Below are 18,388 nucleotides of genomic sequence, written 5' to 3' on the forward strand. Positions count from 1 at the left end.
ACGAGGAGACGAGTGATGACGCGGCGGGCACTGATCGTGGCAATCGGCGGCAAGGAACCGCAGGTGGACGCGGAGGCGTTCGTGGCGCCGAACGCCTCGCTGATCGGGGACGTGACCGTGGGCGCGGGGGCGAGCGTCTGGTACGGCGCGGTGGTGCGCGGGGACGTCGAGCGGATCTCCGTGGGGGCGCAGGCGAACGTGCAGGACAACGTCACGCTGCACGCCGACCCCGGCTTCCCGGTGCGCATCGGGGAGCGGGTGTCCATCGGGCACAACGCGGTGGTGCACGGGGCGACCGTGGAGGACGACTGCCTGATCGGGATGGGCGCGACGGTGCTCAACGGGGCGGTGATCGGGGCCGGTTCGCTGGTGGCCGCGCAGGCGCTGGTGCCCCAGGGGATGGTCGTACCGGCGGGATCGCTGGTGGCGGGGGTGCCCGCGAAGGTGCGGCGCGAGCTGTCCGCCGAGGAGCGGGAGGGGCTGACCCTCAACGGCACGCTGTACGCCGGGCTGGCCCGGGCGCATCGCGAGGTGCACGAGTAGGCGGGCGGCCCCGGCGGGGTCAGTCTCCGGCGCCGACGGGTTCCGGCTCCTTGTGCGCGTGCTCCTGCTGGGCCTTCTTCGCCCTGCGCTTGACGATCAGCATGGTGGCCAGGCCCAGCACCACCGCGGCGGCGAGGCCCACGTAGGAGAACTTCTTGAGCCAGCCCTCGGCGACCACGCCCACGTAGTAGACGGCGGCCGTGGTGCCGCCGGCCCAGCAGATGCCGCCGAGGACGTTGGCGATCAGGAACTTCCAGTAGGGCATGTGCAGGACGCCGGCGAGGGGGCCGGCGAAGATCCGCAGCAGGGCGACGAACCGGCCGAAGAACACGGCCCACATGCCCCACTTCTGGAACGAGCGCTCGGCGGTGGCCACATGGCCCTCGCCGAAGTGCCTCGGGAACTTCTTGCCCAGCCAGGCCAGCAGCGGCCGGCCGCCCTTGCGCCCGATGGCGTAGCCGATGGAGTCGCCGATCACCGCGCCGGCGGTCGCGCAGGCGCCGAGGATCAGCGGGTTGATGTGGGAGTGCTGGGAGGACATGAGCGCGGCGGAGACCAGCACGATCTCGCCCGGCAGCGGGATGCCGAGGCTTTCGACGCCGATCACCAGGGCCACCACGGCGTAGACGGCGACAGCCGGCACCGAGTCGAGCCATTCCTGGACGTGCACCGCCGGGTCCTCCCCTGTCGCTGACCTTGCCCGGAGCGCGGTATGTAAAGCGCTCCCCAAAGAAGGCTACCCGGTCGGTGGTGAACAGCCGATGGCGCGCGTGCGCCCGGCGGCACCGCCCCGCCCCCGGCCATTGGGGTCCAGGACGCCCTCGTGTCCTACAACGGGGGAAGGCTCCTGGCGGTTCCCTCCCGGCCTCGCGCGGAAGGACGGCGTGCCCGTGTCCTCACCGTCCCCGACGTCCTCCGTCGCCGCGCCCCCCGGTGCCGGGACCGCGGCCCCCGTCCGGCCGCCGGCGCCGCGGGGCGGTGCGGTGGCGATGCCGCTGGGTGCAGGCGGGCTCACTGGGCCCCGGCGGGGGCACGGGTGACGGAGGGACCCCGGCGAGGGGTCCCTCCGCTCGCGGACGCGGCTCAGTCGCCCGCGTGGCGTACGGTGCCCGCCGCCAGCTTCAGGTCCTGCTGGAGCGTGGAGTACGCCGGCTTCGGCTTCAGGTTCACGTCGTAGAGCAGGCCGTACCCCTCGCCGCTGAACGTGCCCGGGATCCAGGAGTCGCCGTCGTAAACGCCCCAGACCGTGAAGGAGATGCACTGGCGCACCAGTTGGCAGCCCTTGAGCAGTTCGGAGAACTCGTAGGGCTGGGCGTACTGGGCGAGCGCGTCCGTGGGCACCTGGTCGGTCGCGTTGTCGACGAAGGTGCGCACGTCGGCCTCGGTGATGGCGACCTTCAGACCCAGGTCGCCGAACGCCTGGAGATCGGCCTGGTACTGCCGGGCGTCGAAGCCGTACTGGGTGTCGAGGTGGGCCTGCTCGCCGAGGCCGTCGATCGGAACGCCCTGCGCCCGCAGCTTCTTGACGAAGTCGTAGACGGCCTGGAACTTGGCGTTGGTCCCGTCCTCGCCCGTGATGTTGTAGTCGTTGTACATCAGCAGGGCCTTCGGGTCGGCCTTGTGCGCCCAGCGGAACACATCCGCCACGATGCCCGAACCGAGGTGCTTGATCCAGAAGTCGTCGGCGTTCAGCCCGTCGGGCTGCGGGGTCTCCCAGGAGTTGGCGAAGACCTCGTTGGCGACGTCCCACTGCCAGACCTTGCCCTTGAAGTGGGTGACCTCGTCGGTGACGTGCCGGTGGAGGATGTCGCGCAGCTCGGCGTCGCTGATGGAGCCGTCCGCGACCCCGGTGGTCAGCCAGCCGGGCAGCTGGTTGTGCCACATGAGGGTGTGACCGCGGACCGCCTGGCCGTGCTGCTGGGCGAACCGCACCAACTGGTCCGCCTGCTTCCAGTCGTGGACGCCCTGGCTGGGCTCCACGCTCTCCCACTTCATGGCGTTCTCGGGGGTGACCGTGGAGAACTGGTCGGCGACGATGTCGGTGTAGGGCTTGTTGGTGCCCAGCTGAGCCGCGTCGACCGCGGTGCCGATCCGCAGCCCCTGCTTCGACGCCAGCGCCCGCAGGGAGGTGTCGGCCGGTCCGCTGTTCCCGCCCGCGACCGCGACGGCGGCGGGCACGAGCAGCAGGGCGGCGACACCAGTGGCGACGAGCGTGGATCTGCGCCGAAGTTGCTTCACGACGGGCTCCCGGGAGTCAGTGGGCCTCGAAAGTTTCGGGCCGCTGTTCGATCGGAGCTGCAAGCTAGACCTCGTGATCTCACGGAGTCAATGGGCCTGCACCGCCTACTCCTTGACGACTTCACCCCCGTCCACGCGGCCGAAACTTTCGAACCTTCCCACCACAGGGGGTGCACCTGCCTCGGGAACGCCGAAGGGCCCCCGACACCGTCGGAGGCCCTTGCGCGGGGGCGGAAAACGCCCTCAGCCGTTGGGACGCAGCGTCCACACCACCGTCATCTCGCCGGTGACCGCGCCGTCCGCGCGCCGGATCTCGATCGTCACCGGGAACTCGGGGCGCTGTCCGGCGTCGAGTTCGGCGACGACCTCGGCGGCCGGTCGGCCCAGGGTCGCGGTCGCGGTGACGGCGCCCATCGCCAGCTTCTTGTAGGCGATCTCGGCGCGCACCGCGAGCGGCACCGCGCGCGAGAGCTGGTCCCCGAAGGCGGCCAGCACGATCGCGCCGCTCGCCGACTCACCGAGCGTGAACATCGCGCCGGCGTGCGGCCCGCCCACGTGATTGTGGTACTCCCCCTGGTCCGGCAGGGACAGCACGGCCCGCTCGGCGGTGGTCTCCTGGAACTGGAGGTTCAGCGTCCGGGCCATCGGCACGGTGGCGGCGAGCATCTCGCCGATCGACATCTGGTCTGCGCTCATGACGGTCATGTTACTCACGAGTAGGACTTGCTGGCCAGGACCGTGGTCCCCCGTCGCGACCGCCCTGACGAGATCCCGTGACCGAACCGTGCCGCCGCCGCACTAGTGTTGTCGGCCATGTGGCCAGATCAGCAGCCGCCCGGGGGCGCGCAGAACCCGCAGCAGAACCCGTATCAGCAGCCGGGTTACCAGCAGCCGAATCCGTATCAGCAGCCCGGCTACCAGCAGTACCCGCAGGCCGGGCAGAACCCCCAGGCGGGGCAGAACCCCCAGGCCGGGCAGTACCCCCAGGCCGGGCAGTACCCGCAGGGCGGCCCGTACGGGCAGCAGCCGCAGTGGGGGCAGCAGCAGCCCACGGTGCCCATCCAGGGCCCCCCGCAGGGCGGCGGCGACGGCGGCGGCCGTACGAAGCTGATCGCGATCGTCGCGGCCGCCGCGGTGGTGGTCGCCGCCTGTGTGACCGGCTACCTGGTCCTCGGCGGCTCGAAGAACGACAAGGCGGACGACAAGGGCAGCCGGTCGCCGAGCGCCGCCCCGTCCACCCCGACCTCCCCGTCCTCCGGCGACAACCCGCGCGCCACGGAGAGCGAGAAGCCGACCGTGCCGGGCTGGAAGGTCGTGGTGAACCCCAAGTGGGGCATCGCCTTCGACGTGCCCGCCGACTGGCAGGCCCAGGCGCCCGACCTGGAAGTCGGCTTCGAGGACCACAAGTCCACCAGCGGGAAGCCGCTGATCGTGATGTCGGGCACGGCCGAGGACCAGCCCCAGTGGTGCACCTCCGACGACAACAAGGACGGCCGCACCGACGACACCCCGCTCGCCGTCGTGGGCACCAAGGGTGCCAGCGGCGCCAAGAGCACCGACCAGATAGCGATCAACACCCCGGCCTGGTGGGTCTACGGCGGCTACACCCAGCCGGACAAGAAGAGCGTCACCTTCGACAAGAAGGCCACACCCTTCACGACCGCCTCCGGCATCAAGGGCAGCTACGGCTGGGCCCGCTCGGCCGGCACCCCGCAGAAGGGCAAGTGCGCGAGCGACGGCAAGGCGCTCACCTTCGGCTTCCAGAACTCGGCCCACGACTACGTGTCGTTCAACTTCTACGGCGCCAAGGGCGTGCAGGACGAGGTCCCGGACGCCACGGTCCTGAAGATCCTCAGCACGGTCCGGCTGCACGGCACCCCGACGTCCGACTGACCGGCGCCGGCCGTCCACCGGCCGCCGCCCCGCTTCCCGGTCCGCCGGGATCAGCCGATGCCGAAGGCCCCGCCCGGCGGCACGGGCGACGGCACCGCGTCCGCGTCCTCGACCGGCCGCGCGGAGCCGATGAACTCCGTGAGCGCGGCGCCGTGTTCGACCCGCGCCGGGAAGGCGTCCGCCGCCACCCGGCGGGCCAGTGCGGCGACGTCCGGCGGCCGGTGCGAGGCGACGAGCACCGCGTTGCCGAACCGCCGGCCGCGCAGCACCCCCGGCTCGGCGATCAGCGCCAGCTCCTCGAACGCCTCGGCGAACGTGGCCAGTTGGGAGCGGAGGAAGGCGAACGGCGCCGCGTCCGCGAGATTGGCGAGATAGGTCCCGCCCGGCCTGAGGGCCCGCTCGGCCTCGCGGGCGTAGGCGAGGGTGGTGAGGTGGGCCGGGACCCGGGAGCCGCCGAAGACGTCCGCGATCAACACGTCGGCCGAATCGTCCGGCGCCGCCTCCAGCCAGGCCCGGGCGTCCGCGGCGTGCACCGCGACGCCCGAGCCCTCGGGCAACGGCAGGTACTCGCCGACCAGCTCCAGCAGCCCCCGGTCGGCCTCCACGACGTCCTGCCGGGAGCCCGGCCGGGTCGCCGCGACGTACCGGGGCAGGCTGAGCGCGCCCCCGCCCAGGTGGAGCACGTCCAGCGCCCGGCCCCGCGGTGCCACCGTGTCCAGCGCGTGTCCGAGGCGCCGCGCGTACTCGAACTCCAGGTACGTCGGCTCGTCCAGGTCGACGTACGACTGCGGCGCCCCGTCCACCGTCAGCAGCCAGGCCCGCTCCCGGTCGACGTCGGGCATCAGCTTGGCGGCACCGTGATCGGTGGTGCGGAACACGGGTATCTGCTCGGTCACCACTTCATTGTGACGCGCCCCCGACGGCACCGGGACCGCGTCCCGGGCCCTACGGGCCGACGGACACGACCGTCCCCGCGCCGACCGTCCGGCCGCCCTCCCGGACGGCGAACCCCAGGCCCGGCTCCAGCGGTACCTCCCTGCCCAGCTCCACGCTCAACTCCGCCGTCTGGCCGGGCCGGACGACGGCCGGCGCGCCGAGGTCGATCTCCCCCGGCACGTCGGCGGTGCGGATGTAGAACTGCGGCCGGTACCCGGTGGTGATCGGGGTCGTACGGCCCCCCTCGCGCCCCGCCAGCACATACACCCGCGCCGTGAACCGCCGCTCGGGCGTGACACTGCCCGGCGCCGCCACGACGTGCCCGCGGCGCACCGCGTCCCGGGGCACGCCGCGCAGCAGTACCGCCACGTTGTCCCCGGCCTGCGCCTGCTCCATCGGCTTGCCGAAGGTCTCCAGGCCGGTGACGACGGTCTCGACGCCGTCGGCACCGAGCACCGCCACCCGGTCCCCGAGGCGCAGCGTGCCGCGCTCCACGGCGCCGGTGACGACCGTGCCCCGCCCGGTGATGGTCAGCACGTTCTCCACCGGCATCAGGAACGGCGCGTCCAGATACCGCTCGGGCATCGGCACATAGGTGTCCACCGCGTCGAGCAGCGCCTCGATGGACGCCGTCCAGCGCGGGTCGCCCTCCAGCGCCCGCAGCCCGGAGACGCGTACGACGGGTACCGCGTCGCCCGCGTAGCCCTGCGCGGTGAGCAGGTCGCGGACCTCCAGCTCGACCAGGTCGACCAGTTCCTCGTCGCCCGCGCCGTCGGCCTTGTTGAGGGCGACGACGATGTGGTCGACGCCCACCTGCCGGGCCAGCAGCACGTGCTCGGCGGTCTGCGGCATGATCCCGTCGAGCGCGGAGACGACGAGGATCGCCCCGTCGAGCTGCGCCGCGCCGGTCACCATGTTCTTGACGTAGTCGGCGTGTCCGGGCATGTCGACGTGGGCGTAGTGGCGAGTGTCGGTCTCGTACTCGACGTGCGCGATGTTGATGGTGATGCCGCGCGCGGCCTCCTCCGGGGCGCGGTCGATGCGGTCGAACGGCACGAAGGTGCCGGTGCCGCGCCCGGCGAGGACCTTGGTGATGGCGGCGGTCAGTGTGGTCTTGCCGTGGTCGACATGACCCATGGTGCCGATGTTGAGGTGCGGCTTGGTGCGGACGTAGGCCGTTTTGGACATGGCGGTACCTCGAAGCCTTCGCTGTCGTGCGGGAGACGGGACCCCGGGAGACGGCCGACCCTCCCCCTGCGGGGTCCGCCGGACGATCCGGGGAGGGTCAGCTTCGGGCGCCGTCGACAGCGGCCGCGAGCGTGGGAACGGCAGCCTTCGGCACATCCGCGACCGCGGATGCCGTGAGGTGGAAGGCGTACCGGAACATGGGGCCGATCCTCGCCGACCGGGAGCGCGGCGTCGAATGGTTTTCCGTGCGGGTGCGGGCGCACGAACGACCGGCGCCGCCCCTGGCGGGGGCGGCGCCGGTCCGGTGGGGGTGCGGCTCAGTGGCCGCCGTGCCGGGTGCGGCGGTCGCAGCCCTTGTCGTCCGGCTCGTCGTAGCCCGGCCGGGGCGGGCAGACCGGCTCGGCCTCGACCATGACGGTGGCCGAGGCGGGTTCACTGGCGATCGTGTTGCCCTGCGAGTCGGTGCCGGCGGCCTGGGCGATGTTGGTGACGCGGCACTCGACGGTGCCGTCGTCCGTGCCGTGGCCGGACTTGCCGTACCCGGAGCCATTGCCCGTGCAGACGTCGATGTCGGCCCGGGTGATCTGGTACGAGCCGTGGCAGGTGGTGCTCTGCCCGGGCGCGAGCGTGGTGGCGTCACAGGTCACGGTGGCGACCCGGTCGTCCGCGACGTGCACGTCGCGCAGCGTGGTGCTGCCGGTGTTGGTGACGTCGTACGCGTACCGGACCGTGGACCCGACCTGGTACGGACCGCTGGAGACCACCCGCTTGCGCAGCGTGAGGTGGGGCTGCCCGACGGGGATGGTCTGGTAGGTCTCCGGCGAGGTGACGGTCTCGCCGTCGGCCGTACCGGTCGCGGTGGCGGTGTTGGTCACGGAACCGGCCGTGCCGTCGGCCGCGGTGATCGTGTAGGTGCCGGTGCAGGTGGTGCTGTCACCGGGCTCCTCCGCCGGAGCGAGCGTGGTCGACTCGCAGCCGATGCCGGTGACGTGGTCGTCGTGCACCGCCACGTCGGTCAGCTCGGCGCCGCCGGTGTTGCGCACGGTGTAGCGGTAGGTGACCGTCTGCCCGACGGAGTAGGGGCCGGGCGTCTCCACCTGTTTCTCGACCTCGATGCCCGGTGCCCGCTCGATCGGCACGCTCTCCGAGGAGGGCGGCGAGGTGACCGTGCCGCCACCGGAGGTGCCCGTGGCGACGGCGGTGTTGTCGATCGAACCGTGGGCGACGTCCGCGGCGGTCACCGTGTAGGTGGCCGTGCAGGTGACCGTCTGGTCGGGCGCGAGGGTGGTCACGGGACACGAGATGCCGGTGATCTTCGGGTCGTCGACGGCCAGGTTCTCGATGGTCGTCCCACCCGCGTTGGTGACCACGAAGTCGTACGGCACCTGCGAACCGACCGTCAGATCGCCGGGCAGCGGCCGCCTGACCTGCTTGACGAGGTTCAGCCGGGGCAGCGGCCGTTCGGTGCGCACGACCACGTTGCGGATCAGGTGGACGTCCGTGAACAGGCCGGAGGAGCCCGCGAATCCGAACTTGTAGGTGGGCGGCACCGGGGTCGGCGCGGGCGTGCTGAGCACCTGGTGGAAGCCCGTGCCGTCGTTGAAGTCGAGGGAGACGGTGACCACCGGGTCGGGCGCCGGGGTGATCACCACGTGCACCCGGCGGCGCGACGGCTCCAGGTCCGCCTCGGCCTGGGCCGGGTCGCCCGACACCGAGGTGGTCGGCCCCTGGAGGCTTCCGGGGAGGGTCGAGGGCCAGGGCCCGGTGGTGGAGAAGTTGCTGGTGGTGGCGGTGAGGAAGCAGTAGCCCTCGATGCCGTTGCCGGGACCGCGCAGGGTGACCATGTTGGATCCGGGCGCGGGCACGTGGAACGCGGTTCCCGCGGGCGAGCGTTCCCCGGGCGGGCAGCCGTTGCCGCGGTGTTCCCAGTCGCCGAAGTAGTTCCCGAGGACGTCGAGCCCGACGCCCAGGTAGCCGTTGTCCACGCCGGGCTGGAACTCCGCCGTCGGGTCGTCGTCGGGCAGCTTCTGCGCATAGCCGAGGCTGCCGCCGAAGGCGCCGGGACGGGCCAGCTGGGTCTCGCCGTCGACCAGGAAGAAGGAGATGCCGTCGGCCGGGGCGATCTGGCCCGTGGTGGTGCCGTACTGCCACTGGTCGAAGGTGACGTCGAGCCCTTCGCTCGCGGGCAGCGCGTGGTTGTAGAGAGCGGCGCCGGACTGGTCGTTGGAGGCGTCCGTCAGACGCAGGTACCCGTGCGGGGCGGCGTCGTCGGGCGGCACCGGGCCGACGCCCACCGGGCAGCCGCCCAGCGGATGGTCGCCGGGCCCCGGCAGGGCGGCGGTCGGCGCGCCGGTGAGACACGCCGAGCCGACCCCGGTGAACTCCGGTGCCGTCGCCCCCGTGAACGTCTCGTCGACCAGGGTGGTTCCGCCTTGGCGGGGCTGCGCGTGGGCGCGCGCGACGGCACCGGCGTCCAGGGCCAGGGAGCCGCCCATCCCGAAGGCCAGGGTCAGCGCCGCGGCGGCGAGCCGGGAGGTCCGTGCGGGTCCGCCGAGTGGCGATGAGCGTCGTTTTCGCGTCATGCGCAGCAAGTAGCAGACACTCTGTGTACACAATGGGTGACAAGCCGCCGCGTCCCGGTCGACTACCCGGTCAGCCGCACCGCCTCCGCTTGCGGCGGCGGCGCCCCTGACGCCCTCTATCATCGGCGGCGGGCCATCGGTGTCTTCTAGGGGGTCACGTGCTCGACGCCAGCAACCGCTCCGGGGGCACCGCAGAACTCGCCGTCCCGGCACCGCCCCTGCCTCGTGCGGGTCTCGCCGCGCGCTGCGCCCGTGCGCTGCTCTCCCCGTGGGCGCGGCTCTCGCTGCTGCTCGCCCTGCTGGCGGGCGCGGGCACGGTCGTGCTGCTCTTCGACCCGCAGCGGCTGCTGACGCACGGCTGGCCGCCGCAGGCGGGCGGGATCGCGGCGGCGCTGGTGTTCGGGGTCGGTTACGGGCTGTGCACGGTGGCGTTCGTGCCGCGGCCGCTGCTGAACCTGGCGGCGGGCGCGCTGTTCGGCTCGCAGCTGGGTCTCGCGACCGCGCTGGCGGGCACGGTGCTGGGCGCGGGCGTGGCCTTCGGGCTCGGACGGCTGCTCGGGCAGGACGCGCTGCGCCCGTTGCTGCGCGGGCGCCTGCTGAGGGCGGCGGACGGGCAGCTGAGCCGGCACGGGTTCCGGTCGATGCTGGCGGCGCGGCTGTTCCCGGGGGTGCCGTTCTGGGCGGCGAACTACTGCGCGGCCGTCTCCCGGATGGGGTGGCTGCCGTTCCTGCTGGCGACGGCGCTCGGTTCGGTGCCGAACACCGCCGCCTACGCGGTGGCCGGCGCCCGTGCCTCGGCTCCGACGTCCCCCGCGTTTCTGATCGCGATGGCCTGTATCGCGGTGCCCGCGCTGGTGGGCACGGTGGTGGCCTGGCGGCAGCGGCACCGGCTGCGCGGCCGATGAGGGGTCAGACGGCCTCCAGGATCATGGCGTTGGCGAGTCCACCGGCCTCGCACATGGTCTGGAGGCCGTAGCGGGCGCCCCGTTGCCGCATCGCGTGGACGAGGGTGGTGGTCAGGCGGGTGCCGCTGGCGCCGAGGGGGTGGCCGAGGGCGATGGCGCCGCCGTGCACGTTGACCCGGTCGAGGTCGGCGCCGGTCTCCTGCTGCCAGGCGAGGACGACGGCGGCGAAGGCCTCGTTGACCTCGAACAGGTCGATGTCGCCGAGCGTGAGGCCCGCCCGGCGCAGCACCTTCTCGGTGGCCGGGACGACTCCGGTGAGCATCAGCAGCGGGTCGGAGCCGGTGACCGCGAAGCTGTGCAGCCGGGCCAGCGGGCGCAGCCCGAGGCGGGCGGCCGTCTCGCCGGAGGTGATCAGGACGGCGGAGGCGCCGTCGTTGACCGGGCTCGCGTTGCCCGCGGTGATGTTCCACTCGATCTGCGGGAACCGTTCGGCGAAGGCCGGGTCGTGATAGGCGGGCCGGAGGCCGGCCAGGATCTCGGGGGTGCTGCCGGGGCGGACGCTCTCGTCCCGGGCGAGCCCTTCCAGGGGCGCGGTCTCGGCGTCGAACAGCCCCGCCTGCCAGGCCGCGGCCGCCCTGTGGTGGGAGGAGACGGCGAACTCGTCCATCCGCTCCCGGCTCAGGGACCACTTGGCGGCGATGAGTTCGGCGCTGATGCCCTGCGGCACCAGGCCCTGGGGGTAGCGCGCGGCGACGCCGGGTCCGAACGGGTCCTTGCCCGCGGGCACGTTGGACCACATCGGCACCCGGCTCATCGACTCCACGCCGCAGGCGACGACCATGTCGTAGGCGCCGGAGATGACGCCCTGCGCGGCGAAGTGCACGGCCTGCTGGGAGGAGCCGCACTGGCGGTCCACCGTGGTGGCCGGGACCGACTCGGGGAAGCCGGCGGCGAGCACCGCGTACCGCGTGGTGTTCATGGCCTGTTCGCCGACCTGGTCGACGGTGCCGCCGATCACGTCGTCGATCAGGGCCGGGTCGATCCCGGAGCGCTCGACCAGGGCGCCGAGGGTGTGGGCGAGCAGCTGTACGGGGTGGACGTGCGCCAGGGCGCCGTTGGACTTGCCCTTGCCGATCGGGGTGCGTACGGCTTCGACGATCACTGCGTCGCGCATGGTGCGGCCTCCTGAGCGGGCTACCAGTGAGTAGGAAATCCAAACTCACCATAGCGAGGTGGGTTGGAAAAACAAACCGAAATGGGTTGGGAATTCAAACCCTCACCTAGACTGGTGCGCATGGCCGCCACCAAGGACCCGCGTCCCTGCTCCATCGCCGACACCCTCGCGCTGGTCGGCGAGAAGTACTCCCTGCTCGTGCTGCGGGAGGTGTGCCTGGGCAACGGTCGCTTCGACCAGCTGGTGCGCAACATCGGCGCCCCGCGGGACGTCCTGTCCACCCGGCTGCGCCGGCTCGTGGACGCCGGGATCCTCACCAAGCACGTCTACAGCGAGCGTCCCCGGCGCTACGAGTACCGGCCGACACCGGCGGGCCTGGACCTGGAACCGGTCCTGATGACCCTCAAGGAGTGGGGCGACCGCCACCTCCGCCAGAACACCGGTCTGCCCATGGTGGTGGAGCACAACTGCGGCCATGAACTGGTCCCGGTGGTCACCTGCCGCGCCTGCGGCGACCCGGTGCACCACGAGGACCTGACCGCGCATCCGCAGGCCCCGGGCTGGACGCTCCGGGGCCCGGTGCACCCCTGAACCGGCCCGCGCAACGGGCCGGTCGACCGGTGTTCGACCCGCTCCCCAGGGCACCGCGTCCCCGTTTCGGCCAACTCCCGGCCACCCCTCGGCATCAACCCGGTCGGGCATATGCCGCTTGAACTGGGCCGACCACGGGGCACGACCGACGTCGACGGTGACCAACCGCATACGTTCTGCGTAGCCGCGCGGTAGCGCAGTGTCAGCCCCTGCCCCTAGGCTGTTCGACATGTCCCCCGATTCCCTGCCCCCTGGTTCCGCACGGTCTGCCGCCGAGGTGAACGAGCAGATCCGGGCGCTGTGGCTGCGTGCGGGCGGCTCCCTGTCGGCCCAGGAACGCGCGGAGTACGAACTGCTGGTCGTGGAGTGGGCCGAGGCGATCCGCGAGGAGATTATCCAGGCGGCCTGACCACCGCCGCCCGCCCACCTCACCCGCAGGACACCGGCGCCGACAAGGGCGTGCTCGTGACCACGTCGAAGTTCGGCCGCGATGCGCGTCTGCTTCGACGCGCTGCCGGCCGAGGCGGACCGGCTCGTCGTCGTGGCCGCCGTCGACCCCGGGGCCGACCCGCGCGCCGATCTCCGCGGCTTCGCCGACGCCCGTATCCGCCTGCTCGACCGCGCGCGGGCCGAGCTGGGCCGGCTGGAGGTCTCCGACGGGCGCCCCGGCGAGACCGCCCTGGTCCTCGGCTCGTTCCGGCGCGGGCCGACCGGCGACCGGGACTTCGTCCTGGGCGGCAAGGGCTACCCGGGCGGCCTCGCGGAACTGGTCCGGGACTTCGGCATCGAGGTCGAGTGATCCGGGCGCGCACACGCACCCGTCCCGCCGAATGTCCCGCCCTGTCTCTTGGCTCCGCCCGCGCCGTGGCCAACACTGTGCCGATGACGCAGCGTGCGGAACTATCGGGCCTGCTGGACCGGCTGGCCGTGGACGAGCTGGTCACCGCGTACGCGGTGACGGTGGACGACGGCGACTGGGCGGCGTACCGGGAGCTGTTCACCAGGGGTGGGCGGGCCGACTACCGGTCGGCCGGCGGGATCGAGGGCGAGGCCGGGCAGGTCGCCGACTGGCTCGCCGGGCAGCTGGCGCGGTTCGCCGTGCGCCAGCACCTGATCGTCAACCGCCGGGTGCGGTTCGGGACCCTGGAGCACGACACCGGGGACACGGCCCGGGTGCGGGCCGACTACCTGAACCCGATGCGCTTCGCCGGTGGTGGTTCGGGGGCGCCGGACGTGGAGTGCGGCGGCCGCTACGACTTCGGGCTGCTGCGCACGCCCGAGGGCTGGCGGCTCGGCGAGGTCGTGGTCACCGAGAAGTGGCGGCGGACGGCCCCGGCGTGAGGACGCCCGGCCGGACCGGAGGCCCCCTGTCGTAGATCGCTTCCGGCGCGCACACTGGAGCCCTGGGGTAAGGGAGGCTCCGTATGACGACGATCGTTCGCCCGCCGGCCTCCCGTTGGCGGCGCTCGGCCGTCGTCGCGCTCGCGGGCGCCCTGCCCGTCCTCGCGTTCCCGGTGCCGTCGCTGTGGTGGTTCGCCTACGTCGCCCTCGTCCCGTGGCTGCTGCTGGCCCGCTCGGCACCGACCGGCCGGCGGGCGGCGTACGACGGCTGGTGCGGCGGCTTCGGCTACCTGGTGGCCGTGCATCACTGGCTGCTGCCCAGCCTGCACGTGTTCATCTTCCTGATAGGGGCGCTGCTGGGCCTGCTCTGGGCGCCCTGGGGCTGGCTGGTGCGCCGGTACCTGGGCGGCTCGCCCTCCCCCGGCCGGTGCGCGGTCGCGCTTCTGGTGCTGCCGTCCGGCTGGCTGATACCCGAGCTGGTCCGCTCCTGGCAGGGGCTCGGCGGCCCCTGGGGCCTCCTCGGCGCCTCCCAGTGGCAGGTGGAGCCCGCGCTGCGGCTGGCCTCGGTGGGCGGCGTGTGGCTGCTGAGCTTCCTGGTGGTGGCCGTGAACGTGGCGGTGGCCGCGCTGGTCTCGGTACGCGCGGCCCGCGTGCCGGCGGTCGCCGCGGTGGCCGCCACCGCCGCCGCGACCTGCGCCGCCTGGGCGTGGGCGCCGCGCCCGCAGATCGACGGCAGTACGCGGATCGCCGTCGTACAGCCGGGCGTCGTGGCCGGGCCGGACAGCGCCGCGCGGCGCTTCGACCGGGAGGAGCGGCTGACCCGGCGGCTCGTCGGACAGGACGTCAACCTGGTGGTGTGGGGCGAGTCCAGCGTCGGCTACGACCTCGCCGACCGGCCCGACCTGGCCCGGCGGATCGCCGCGCTGTCCCGCGAGACGGGCGCCGACGTACTGGTGAACGTGGACGCGCGCCGCTCCGACCGGCCCGGGATCTACAAGAGTTCGGTGCTGGTCGGCCCGGACGGCCCGACCGGCGACCGCTACGACAAGATGCGTCTGGTCCCCTTCGGCGAGTACGTCCCCGCCCGTTCCCTGCTCGGCTGGGCCACCTCGGTGGGCAAGGCGGCAGGCGAGGACCGCAGGCGCGGCACCGGACAGGTCGTGATGAACGTCGGGCACGGGCTGCGGATCGGACCGCTGATCTGCTTCGAGACCGCGTTCCCCGACATGAGCCGGCACCTGGCCGACGACGGCGCGGACGTGCTGCTCGGCCAGTCCTCCACCTCCACCTTCCAGCACAGCTGGGCGCCGCGGCAGCATGCCTCGCTGGCCGCGCTGCGCGCCGCCGAGACCGGCCGCCCGATGGTGCACGCGACCCTCACCGGCGTCTCCGCCGCGTACGGGCCGGACGGGCGGGCCCTCGGCCCGTGGCTGGGAACCGGGGCGAGCACCACACAGGTGTACGACGTGCCGCTCGCGCACGGCGTCACGCCGTACGTCCGCCACGGCGACTGGCCGGTGCACGGGGCGCTGCTGGTGCTGGCCGCGCTGTGCGCCGGCGAGGGGCTGCGGGCGCTCAGGCCGCGTCGGGGCGGTCCTGAACCGCTCGTACCACCCGCTCGCACAGTTCATGGGTCGCCAGCGCGTCCCGGGCGCTGAGCACCCGCCCGGCGCGCACCGCGTCCAGGAAGGCGAGCACCGCCTGTTCGATGCCGCGCTGCCGGGCCACCGGCACCCAGTCGCCGCGCCGGCGCAGGGTCGGCTCGCCCCTGTGGTCGATCACCTCGCCGAGGTTGATCACTTGGCGCTTCCTGTCCTGTCCGGAGACCTCCAGGACCTCCTCGGTGGAGCCGCTGAGGCGGTTCATCACACCGAGCGCGGTGAAGCCGTCGCCGCCGAGCTGGAGCACCACGTGGTGCAGCAGCCCGTCCTGGACGCGGGCGCGGACCGTCGCCTCGTCGACCGGTCCCGGCACCAGGAAGCGCAGGGTGTCGACGACGTGGATGAAGTCATCCAGGATCATCGAGCGGGGCTCCTCGGGCAGCCCGACCCGGTTCTTCTGCATGAGGATCAGCTCGCGCGGGTGCTCCAGGCAGTGGGCGTAGCCGGGCGCGTGACGCCGGTTGAAGCCCACGCCGAGGGAGACGCCGCGCCGCTCGGCGAGTTCCACCAGCCGCTCGGAGTCGGCGAGCCGGTAGGCGAGCGGCTTGTCGACGTAGGTCGGGACGCCCGCCTCCAGGAGCCGGGTGACGATCTCGGGGTGGACGGCGGTCGGCGCGTGCACGAAGGCCGCGTCGAGCCCGGCGGCCAGCAGGGAGCCGAGTTCCTCGTGCCGCTGTCCGGGCGGCAGGTGCAGGCCGTCGGCGACGCGGGCGAGGGTGGCGGGGGTGCGGGTGTGCAGATGGAGGTCGACCCCGGGCAGGGCGCCCAGCACCGGCAGATACGCCTTCTGCGCGATGTCCCCGAGTCCGATGCAGCCGACCTTCACGCGCTTCTCCCCTGGTGCTCGCCCGTCCTGACGTCCCCGGCAGCATACGGGGGCCGTATCCGGGCGATGCCGTCGCCGGCCGCGAAAACCCATGGTGGTCGACGGGTCCGCCGGGTGAGGATGCGGGCATGACGAGTGAACGCCGCGAGCCCGCGCTGAACGCCCCCGAACGCGAGATGCTGGAGGGCTGGCTGGACTACCACCGCCGGACGCTGGCCCTCAAGTGCGAGGGCCTGAGCGACGAACAACTGCGCACCGCCTCCGTCCCGCCGTCCGAGCTGACCCTGATGGGTCTGGTGCGGCACATGGCCGAGGTGGAGCGGGCCTGGTTCCGCAAGGTCCTGGCGGGCGACGACCCGGGCCCCGTCTACTGCTCCGAGGCGGACGAGGACGGCGACTTCCACGTCACCGATGCCGACACCTGGCAGGAGGCGCACACCACCTGGCAGGCGGAGATCGAGGCGGCCCGGCGGGCCGCGGCCGGCCTCGGGCTGGACGAACTCTCCCGGGGCCGCAGCCGGTTCACCGAGGAGCCCTTCAGCCTCCGCTGGATCTACACCCACATGATCGAGGAGTACGCCCGGCACAACGGCCACGCCGACCTGCTCCGGGAGCGGATCGACGGCGCGACCGGCGACTGAGGCGTCACCCGCGGCACCGCAAAGACGCCCGTTCGGTGCGGGAGTTCACCCGGGCGGGGGCATCGGGCTCGACTCCTTGCTGCCAAGTCGACGTGGAACCAGCATCGTTGCGGGGGTGCATCGAACGACGACCACCGCAGCGCTTCTGGTCACCGTCGCCGTCTCGGCCCTCTCCGGCTGTGTGACGGTACGGCACACGGCGGCTCCGGGACCGCCCCCGGGCGCCGTGCCCTCGCGGCATTCGGCGCCCGGCACGGACGGCAGCGCGTCCCCGCGGGAGGTGCAGGCGCCGGCCCGGGAGGCACTGGAGATGGTCGGCCCGTCCGGGAGGCCGGGGGGAGCCCGCGAGTCCGCCCCGCACGGCAGCCCGCCCGCCCCGCCGCCCGCCCCCGCGCACACTCCCCCGCGCTCCCGGCCGCAGCCGCACCGCAGCGCGCAGGCACCGCCCCGCTCCCGGCAGGTGCCCGCGGACGTCTGCGACCTGGGCCGCGAGTACGGCGGCTGGCGCGGCAACAGCCCGGAATCGGAAATCTGCGAACGTACGTACGGCCGCCATTGACCGGCCCCGGCGCCGCCCGGTCAGCTGGGCCGCTGCCGTGGTGGTCCCCAGGGACCGTCGTCCGTCGGGCCGCTCTGCCGCAGCCTCGTCTCCAGGCGGGCGATCGCGGCCCGCACACCCTCGCCGTAGCCGTCGTCCGCGAGGGCGCCGGCGGCGGTGCGGGCGTGACCGAGATGGGTGCGGGCGGCCTCGGGGCGGCCCAGCTTCACATAGTCGGCGGCCAGGTTGAGGTGCAGGGACGGGAAGAAGCCCGGCACCCCCCGGGGGTCGCCGTCCGGCAGTTCCCGCGCCGCCGACAAGGCCCGCAGGTCCCAGGCGAGTTCGTCCGCGGGGTCGTCCTGGGTGTCGGCGAGGTAGTGGGCCAGGGTGCAGCGGTGCAGCGGGTCGCCGTCCTCGCCGATCTCCGCCCACAGGTCGAGGAAGCGGCTGCGGGCCTCCTCGCGGTCGCCGCCGTGGTGCAGCATCACGACCTGCCCGATCCGCGTCAGCATCTCGTCCAGGGCCGTCTGTTCCCGTCGCTCCGCCACCGCGTCCTCCGGCGATCGTCCGCTGTCGTGCCCCGACGCTAACCGGCGCCGCCGCCATTCCCCATCAGGCGGCGCCGTCACGCTGCGGGCCGCCCTCAGCCCAGGTCGGGGATGCGCCAGTCGATGGGCTCGTGGCCCTGGGCGGCGATCGCCTCGTTGATCTGGGTGAAGGGGCGGGAGCCGAAGAACTTCTTCGCGGACAGCGGGGAGGGGTGCGCGCCCTTGACCACCGCGTGCCGGCTCTCGTCGATCAGCGGCAGCTTCTTCTGCGCGTAGTTGCCCCAGAGCACGAACACCGCCGGGTCGGGGCGGGCGTCCACCGCGCGGATCACGGCGTCGGTGAACTTCTCCCAGCCCTTGCCCTTGTGCGAGTTGGCCTCGCCCTCCCGCACCGTCAGGACCGCGTTGAGCAGCAGCACGCCCTGGCGGGCCCACGGCATCAGATAGCCGTTGTCCGGGATCGGCAGGTCCAGCTCGGCGTGCATCTCCTTGTAGATGTTGCGCAGGGACGGCGGGGTCTTCACCCCCGGGCGGACCGAGAAGCACAGGCCGTGGCCCTGGCCCGGGCCGTGGTACGGGTCCTGGCCGAGGACGAGGACCTTGACCTGGTCGTACGGCGTGGCGTCCAGCGCGGCGAAGACCTCCTCGCGCGGCGGGTAGACGGGACCCTTCGCCCGCTCCTCCTCGACGAACTCCGTCAGCTCCTTGAAGTAGGGCTGCTGCAGTTCGTCACCCAGAACCCCGCGCCAGGACTCGGGCAGCATGGCGGTGTCGGTCACGTCA

At 73.0% G+C, this 18,388-nt stretch carries 19 protein-coding genes and 1 pseudogene; 10 read left to right on the forward strand and 10 right to left on the reverse strand.

The features are described from left to right. The first annotated feature begins 15 nt into the window (after positions 1-15). Complete coding sequence (locus tag ACSP97_RS06545; protein WP_355155378.1) at positions 16-543, forward strand: gamma carbonic anhydrase family protein; 528 nt, start codon at positions 16-18, stop codon at positions 541-543. Between the two features lie 19 nt (positions 544-562). Here ACSP97_RS06545 and ACSP97_RS06550 read toward each other — a convergent pair whose 3' ends face one another. The 3 genes from ACSP97_RS06550 to ACSP97_RS06560 all read right to left on the reverse strand — a co-directional run bounded on the left by ACSP97_RS06550 (position 563) and on the right by ACSP97_RS06560 (position 3,486). After that, positions 563-1,213 carry a DedA family protein gene (locus ACSP97_RS06550; protein WP_355155376.1) on the reverse strand — a complete coding sequence of 217 codons (651 nt, stop codon included), beginning with the start codon at positions 1,211-1,213 and terminating at the stop codon, positions 563-565. Between the two features lie 413 nt (positions 1,214-1,626). After that, entirely contained in the window at positions 1,627-2,781 is a 1,155-nt protein-coding gene (locus ACSP97_RS06555) for an endo-1,4-beta-xylanase (RefSeq protein ID WP_440556738.1), read from the reverse strand. A 243-nt stretch (positions 2,782-3,024) separates the two neighbouring features. Continuing rightward, a complete protein-coding gene (locus ACSP97_RS06560; RefSeq protein ID WP_388110548.1) occupies positions 3,025-3,486 on the reverse strand; it encodes a DUF4442 domain-containing protein in 462 nt (153 codons plus the stop codon). Positions 3,487-3,594: 108 nt separating this feature from the next. On the opposite strand from ACSP97_RS06560, the gene ACSP97_RS06565 reads away from it, so the two are divergent. Beyond that, entirely contained in the window at positions 3,595-4,674 is a 1,080-nt protein-coding gene (locus tag ACSP97_RS06565) for a hypothetical protein (RefSeq protein ID WP_440556741.1), read from the forward strand. Positions 4,675-4,724: 50 nt separating this feature from the next. Here ACSP97_RS06565 and ACSP97_RS06570 read toward each other — a convergent pair whose 3' ends face one another. From ACSP97_RS06570 to ACSP97_RS06580, 3 genes are all read right to left on the reverse strand, one after another. Then, entirely contained in the window at positions 4,725-5,570 is an 846-nt protein-coding gene (locus ACSP97_RS06570; protein ID WP_355326657.1) for a spermidine synthase, read from the reverse strand. Between the two features lie 49 nt (positions 5,571-5,619). After that, the gene (gene tuf / locus ACSP97_RS06575; protein ID WP_355155367.1) at positions 5,620-6,798 is read right to left on the reverse strand and encodes an elongation factor Tu; all 1,179 of its coding nucleotides are present in this window, start codon (positions 6,796-6,798) and stop codon (positions 5,620-5,622) included. Positions 6,799-7,115: 317 nt separating this feature from the next. After that, positions 7,116-9,380, reverse strand: coding sequence for a DUF7507 domain-containing protein (locus ACSP97_RS06580; RefSeq protein ID WP_440556743.1), 2,265 nt, complete (start codon positions 9,378-9,380; stop codon positions 7,116-7,118). A gap of 158 nt (positions 9,381-9,538) precedes the next feature. Between ACSP97_RS06580 and ACSP97_RS06585 the strand changes: the two genes are divergently transcribed. Then, a complete protein-coding gene (locus ACSP97_RS06585; RefSeq protein ID WP_355155363.1) occupies positions 9,539-10,285 on the forward strand; it encodes a TVP38/TMEM64 family protein in 747 nt (248 codons plus the stop codon). 4 nt (positions 10,286-10,289) lie between these two features. Here ACSP97_RS06585 and ACSP97_RS06590 read toward each other — a convergent pair whose 3' ends face one another. Further along, the gene (locus tag ACSP97_RS06590) at positions 10,290-11,459 is read right to left on the reverse strand and encodes a thiolase family protein (protein ID WP_355326663.1); all 1,170 of its coding nucleotides are present in this window, start codon (positions 11,457-11,459) and stop codon (positions 10,290-10,292) included. 120 nt (positions 11,460-11,579) lie between these two features. On the opposite strand from ACSP97_RS06590, the gene ACSP97_RS06595 reads away from it, so the two are divergent. The 5 genes and pseudogenes from ACSP97_RS06595 to lnt all read left to right on the forward strand — a co-directional run bounded on the left by ACSP97_RS06595 (position 11,580) and on the right by lnt (position 15,049). Further along, the gene (locus tag ACSP97_RS06595) at positions 11,580-12,050 is read left to right on the forward strand and encodes a winged helix-turn-helix transcriptional regulator (protein ID WP_388290925.1); all 471 of its coding nucleotides are present in this window, start codon (positions 11,580-11,582) and stop codon (positions 12,048-12,050) included. A gap of 229 nt (positions 12,051-12,279) precedes the next feature. Beyond that, positions 12,280-12,459: a hypothetical protein gene (locus ACSP97_RS06600; RefSeq protein ID WP_070028291.1), complete on the forward strand. Its 180-nt coding sequence runs from the start codon at positions 12,280-12,282 to the stop codon at positions 12,457-12,459. A 75-nt stretch (positions 12,460-12,534) separates the two neighbouring features. Next, positions 12,535-12,849, forward strand: a pseudogene (locus tag ACSP97_RS06605) (TerD family protein); the annotation flags it as partial. An 83-nt stretch (positions 12,850-12,932) separates the two neighbouring features. Continuing rightward, positions 12,933-13,391 carry a nuclear transport factor 2 family protein gene (locus tag ACSP97_RS06610; RefSeq protein ID WP_358274504.1) on the forward strand — a complete coding sequence of 153 codons (459 nt, stop codon included), beginning with the start codon at positions 12,933-12,935 and terminating at the stop codon, positions 13,389-13,391. Between the two features lie 83 nt (positions 13,392-13,474). Beyond that, the gene (gene lnt / locus ACSP97_RS06615) at positions 13,475-15,049 is read left to right on the forward strand and encodes an apolipoprotein N-acyltransferase (RefSeq protein ID WP_440556745.1); all 1,575 of its coding nucleotides are present in this window, start codon (positions 13,475-13,477) and stop codon (positions 15,047-15,049) included. Here lnt and ACSP97_RS06620 read toward each other — a convergent pair. Continuing rightward, the gene (locus ACSP97_RS06620) at positions 14,967-15,878 is read right to left on the reverse strand and encodes a Gfo/Idh/MocA family protein (protein WP_440556747.1); all 912 of its coding nucleotides are present in this window, start codon (positions 15,876-15,878) and stop codon (positions 14,967-14,969) included. The two genes, lnt and ACSP97_RS06620, sit on opposite strands and share 83 nt — an antisense overlap. A 128-nt stretch (positions 15,879-16,006) precedes the next feature. Here ACSP97_RS06620 and ACSP97_RS06625 point away from each other — a divergent pair, with 128 nt between their 5' ends. Together ACSP97_RS06625 and ACSP97_RS06630 are read left to right on the forward strand one after the other, a co-directional pair. Continuing rightward, entirely contained in the window at positions 16,007-16,519 is a 513-nt protein-coding gene (locus ACSP97_RS06625) for a DinB family protein (protein WP_355326675.1), read from the forward strand. 115 nt (positions 16,520-16,634) lie between these two features. Continuing rightward, entirely contained in the window at positions 16,635-17,078 is a 444-nt protein-coding gene (locus tag ACSP97_RS06630) for a hypothetical protein (RefSeq protein ID WP_355524882.1), read from the forward strand. A gap of 20 nt (positions 17,079-17,098) precedes the next feature. Here the strand turns inward: ACSP97_RS06630 and ACSP97_RS06635 are convergent, their stop codons facing one another. Continuing rightward, entirely contained in the window at positions 17,099-17,605 is a 507-nt protein-coding gene (locus tag ACSP97_RS06635; RefSeq protein WP_355155350.1) for a hypothetical protein, read from the reverse strand. Positions 17,606-17,700: 95 nt separating this feature from the next. Beyond that, positions 17,701-18,384, reverse strand: coding sequence for a uracil-DNA glycosylase (gene ung / locus ACSP97_RS06640; RefSeq protein ID WP_355155348.1), 684 nt, complete (start codon positions 18,382-18,384; stop codon positions 17,701-17,703). Between the last annotated feature and the right edge of the window lie 4 nt (positions 18,385-18,388).

Origin of the sequence: Streptomyces sp. SCPE 10, assembly GCF_051980735.1 — a bacterium.
GTDB classification, from domain to species: Bacteria; Actinomycetota; Actinomycetes; order Streptomycetales; family Streptomycetaceae; genus Streptomyces; species Streptomyces misionensis.

What these genes read in the sequence shown, in the direction of transcription:
- ACSP97_RS06625 (WP_355326675.1), top strand. Translation starts at nt 16,007, where the DNA reads ATGACGAGTGAACGCCGCGAGCCCGCGCTGAACGCCCCCGAACGCGAG.
- ACSP97_RS06560 (WP_388110548.1), bottom strand. Translation starts at nt 3,486, where the DNA reads ATGACCGTCATGAGCGCAGACCAGATGTCGATCGGCGAGATGCTCGCC.
- ACSP97_RS06590 (WP_355326663.1), bottom strand. Translation starts at nt 11,459, where the DNA reads ATGCGCGACGCAGTGATCGTCGAAGCCGTACGCACCCCGATCGGCAAG.
- tuf (WP_355155367.1), bottom strand. Translation starts at nt 6,798, where the DNA reads ATGTCCAAAACGGCCTACGTCCGCACCAAGCCGCACCTCAACATCGGC.
- ACSP97_RS06595 (WP_388290925.1), top strand. Translation starts at nt 11,580, where the DNA reads ATGGCCGCCACCAAGGACCCGCGTCCCTGCTCCATCGCCGACACCCTC.
- ACSP97_RS06580 (WP_440556743.1), bottom strand. Translation starts at nt 9,380, where the DNA reads ATGACGCGAAAACGACGCTCATCGCCACTCGGCGGACCCGCACGGACC.
- lnt (WP_440556745.1), top strand. Translation starts at nt 13,475, where the DNA reads ATGACGACGATCGTTCGCCCGCCGGCCTCCCGTTGGCGGCGCTCGGCC.
- ACSP97_RS06610 (WP_358274504.1), top strand. Translation starts at nt 12,933, where the DNA reads ATGACGCAGCGTGCGGAACTATCGGGCCTGCTGGACCGGCTGGCCGTG.
- ACSP97_RS06545 (WP_355155378.1), top strand. Translation starts at nt 16, where the DNA reads ATGACGCGGCGGGCACTGATCGTGGCAATCGGCGGCAAGGAACCGCAG.
- ACSP97_RS06565 (WP_440556741.1), top strand. Translation starts at nt 3,595, where the DNA reads ATGTGGCCAGATCAGCAGCCGCCCGGGGGCGCGCAGAACCCGCAGCAG.
- ACSP97_RS06600 (WP_070028291.1), top strand. Translation starts at nt 12,280, where the DNA reads ATGTCCCCCGATTCCCTGCCCCCTGGTTCCGCACGGTCTGCCGCCGAG.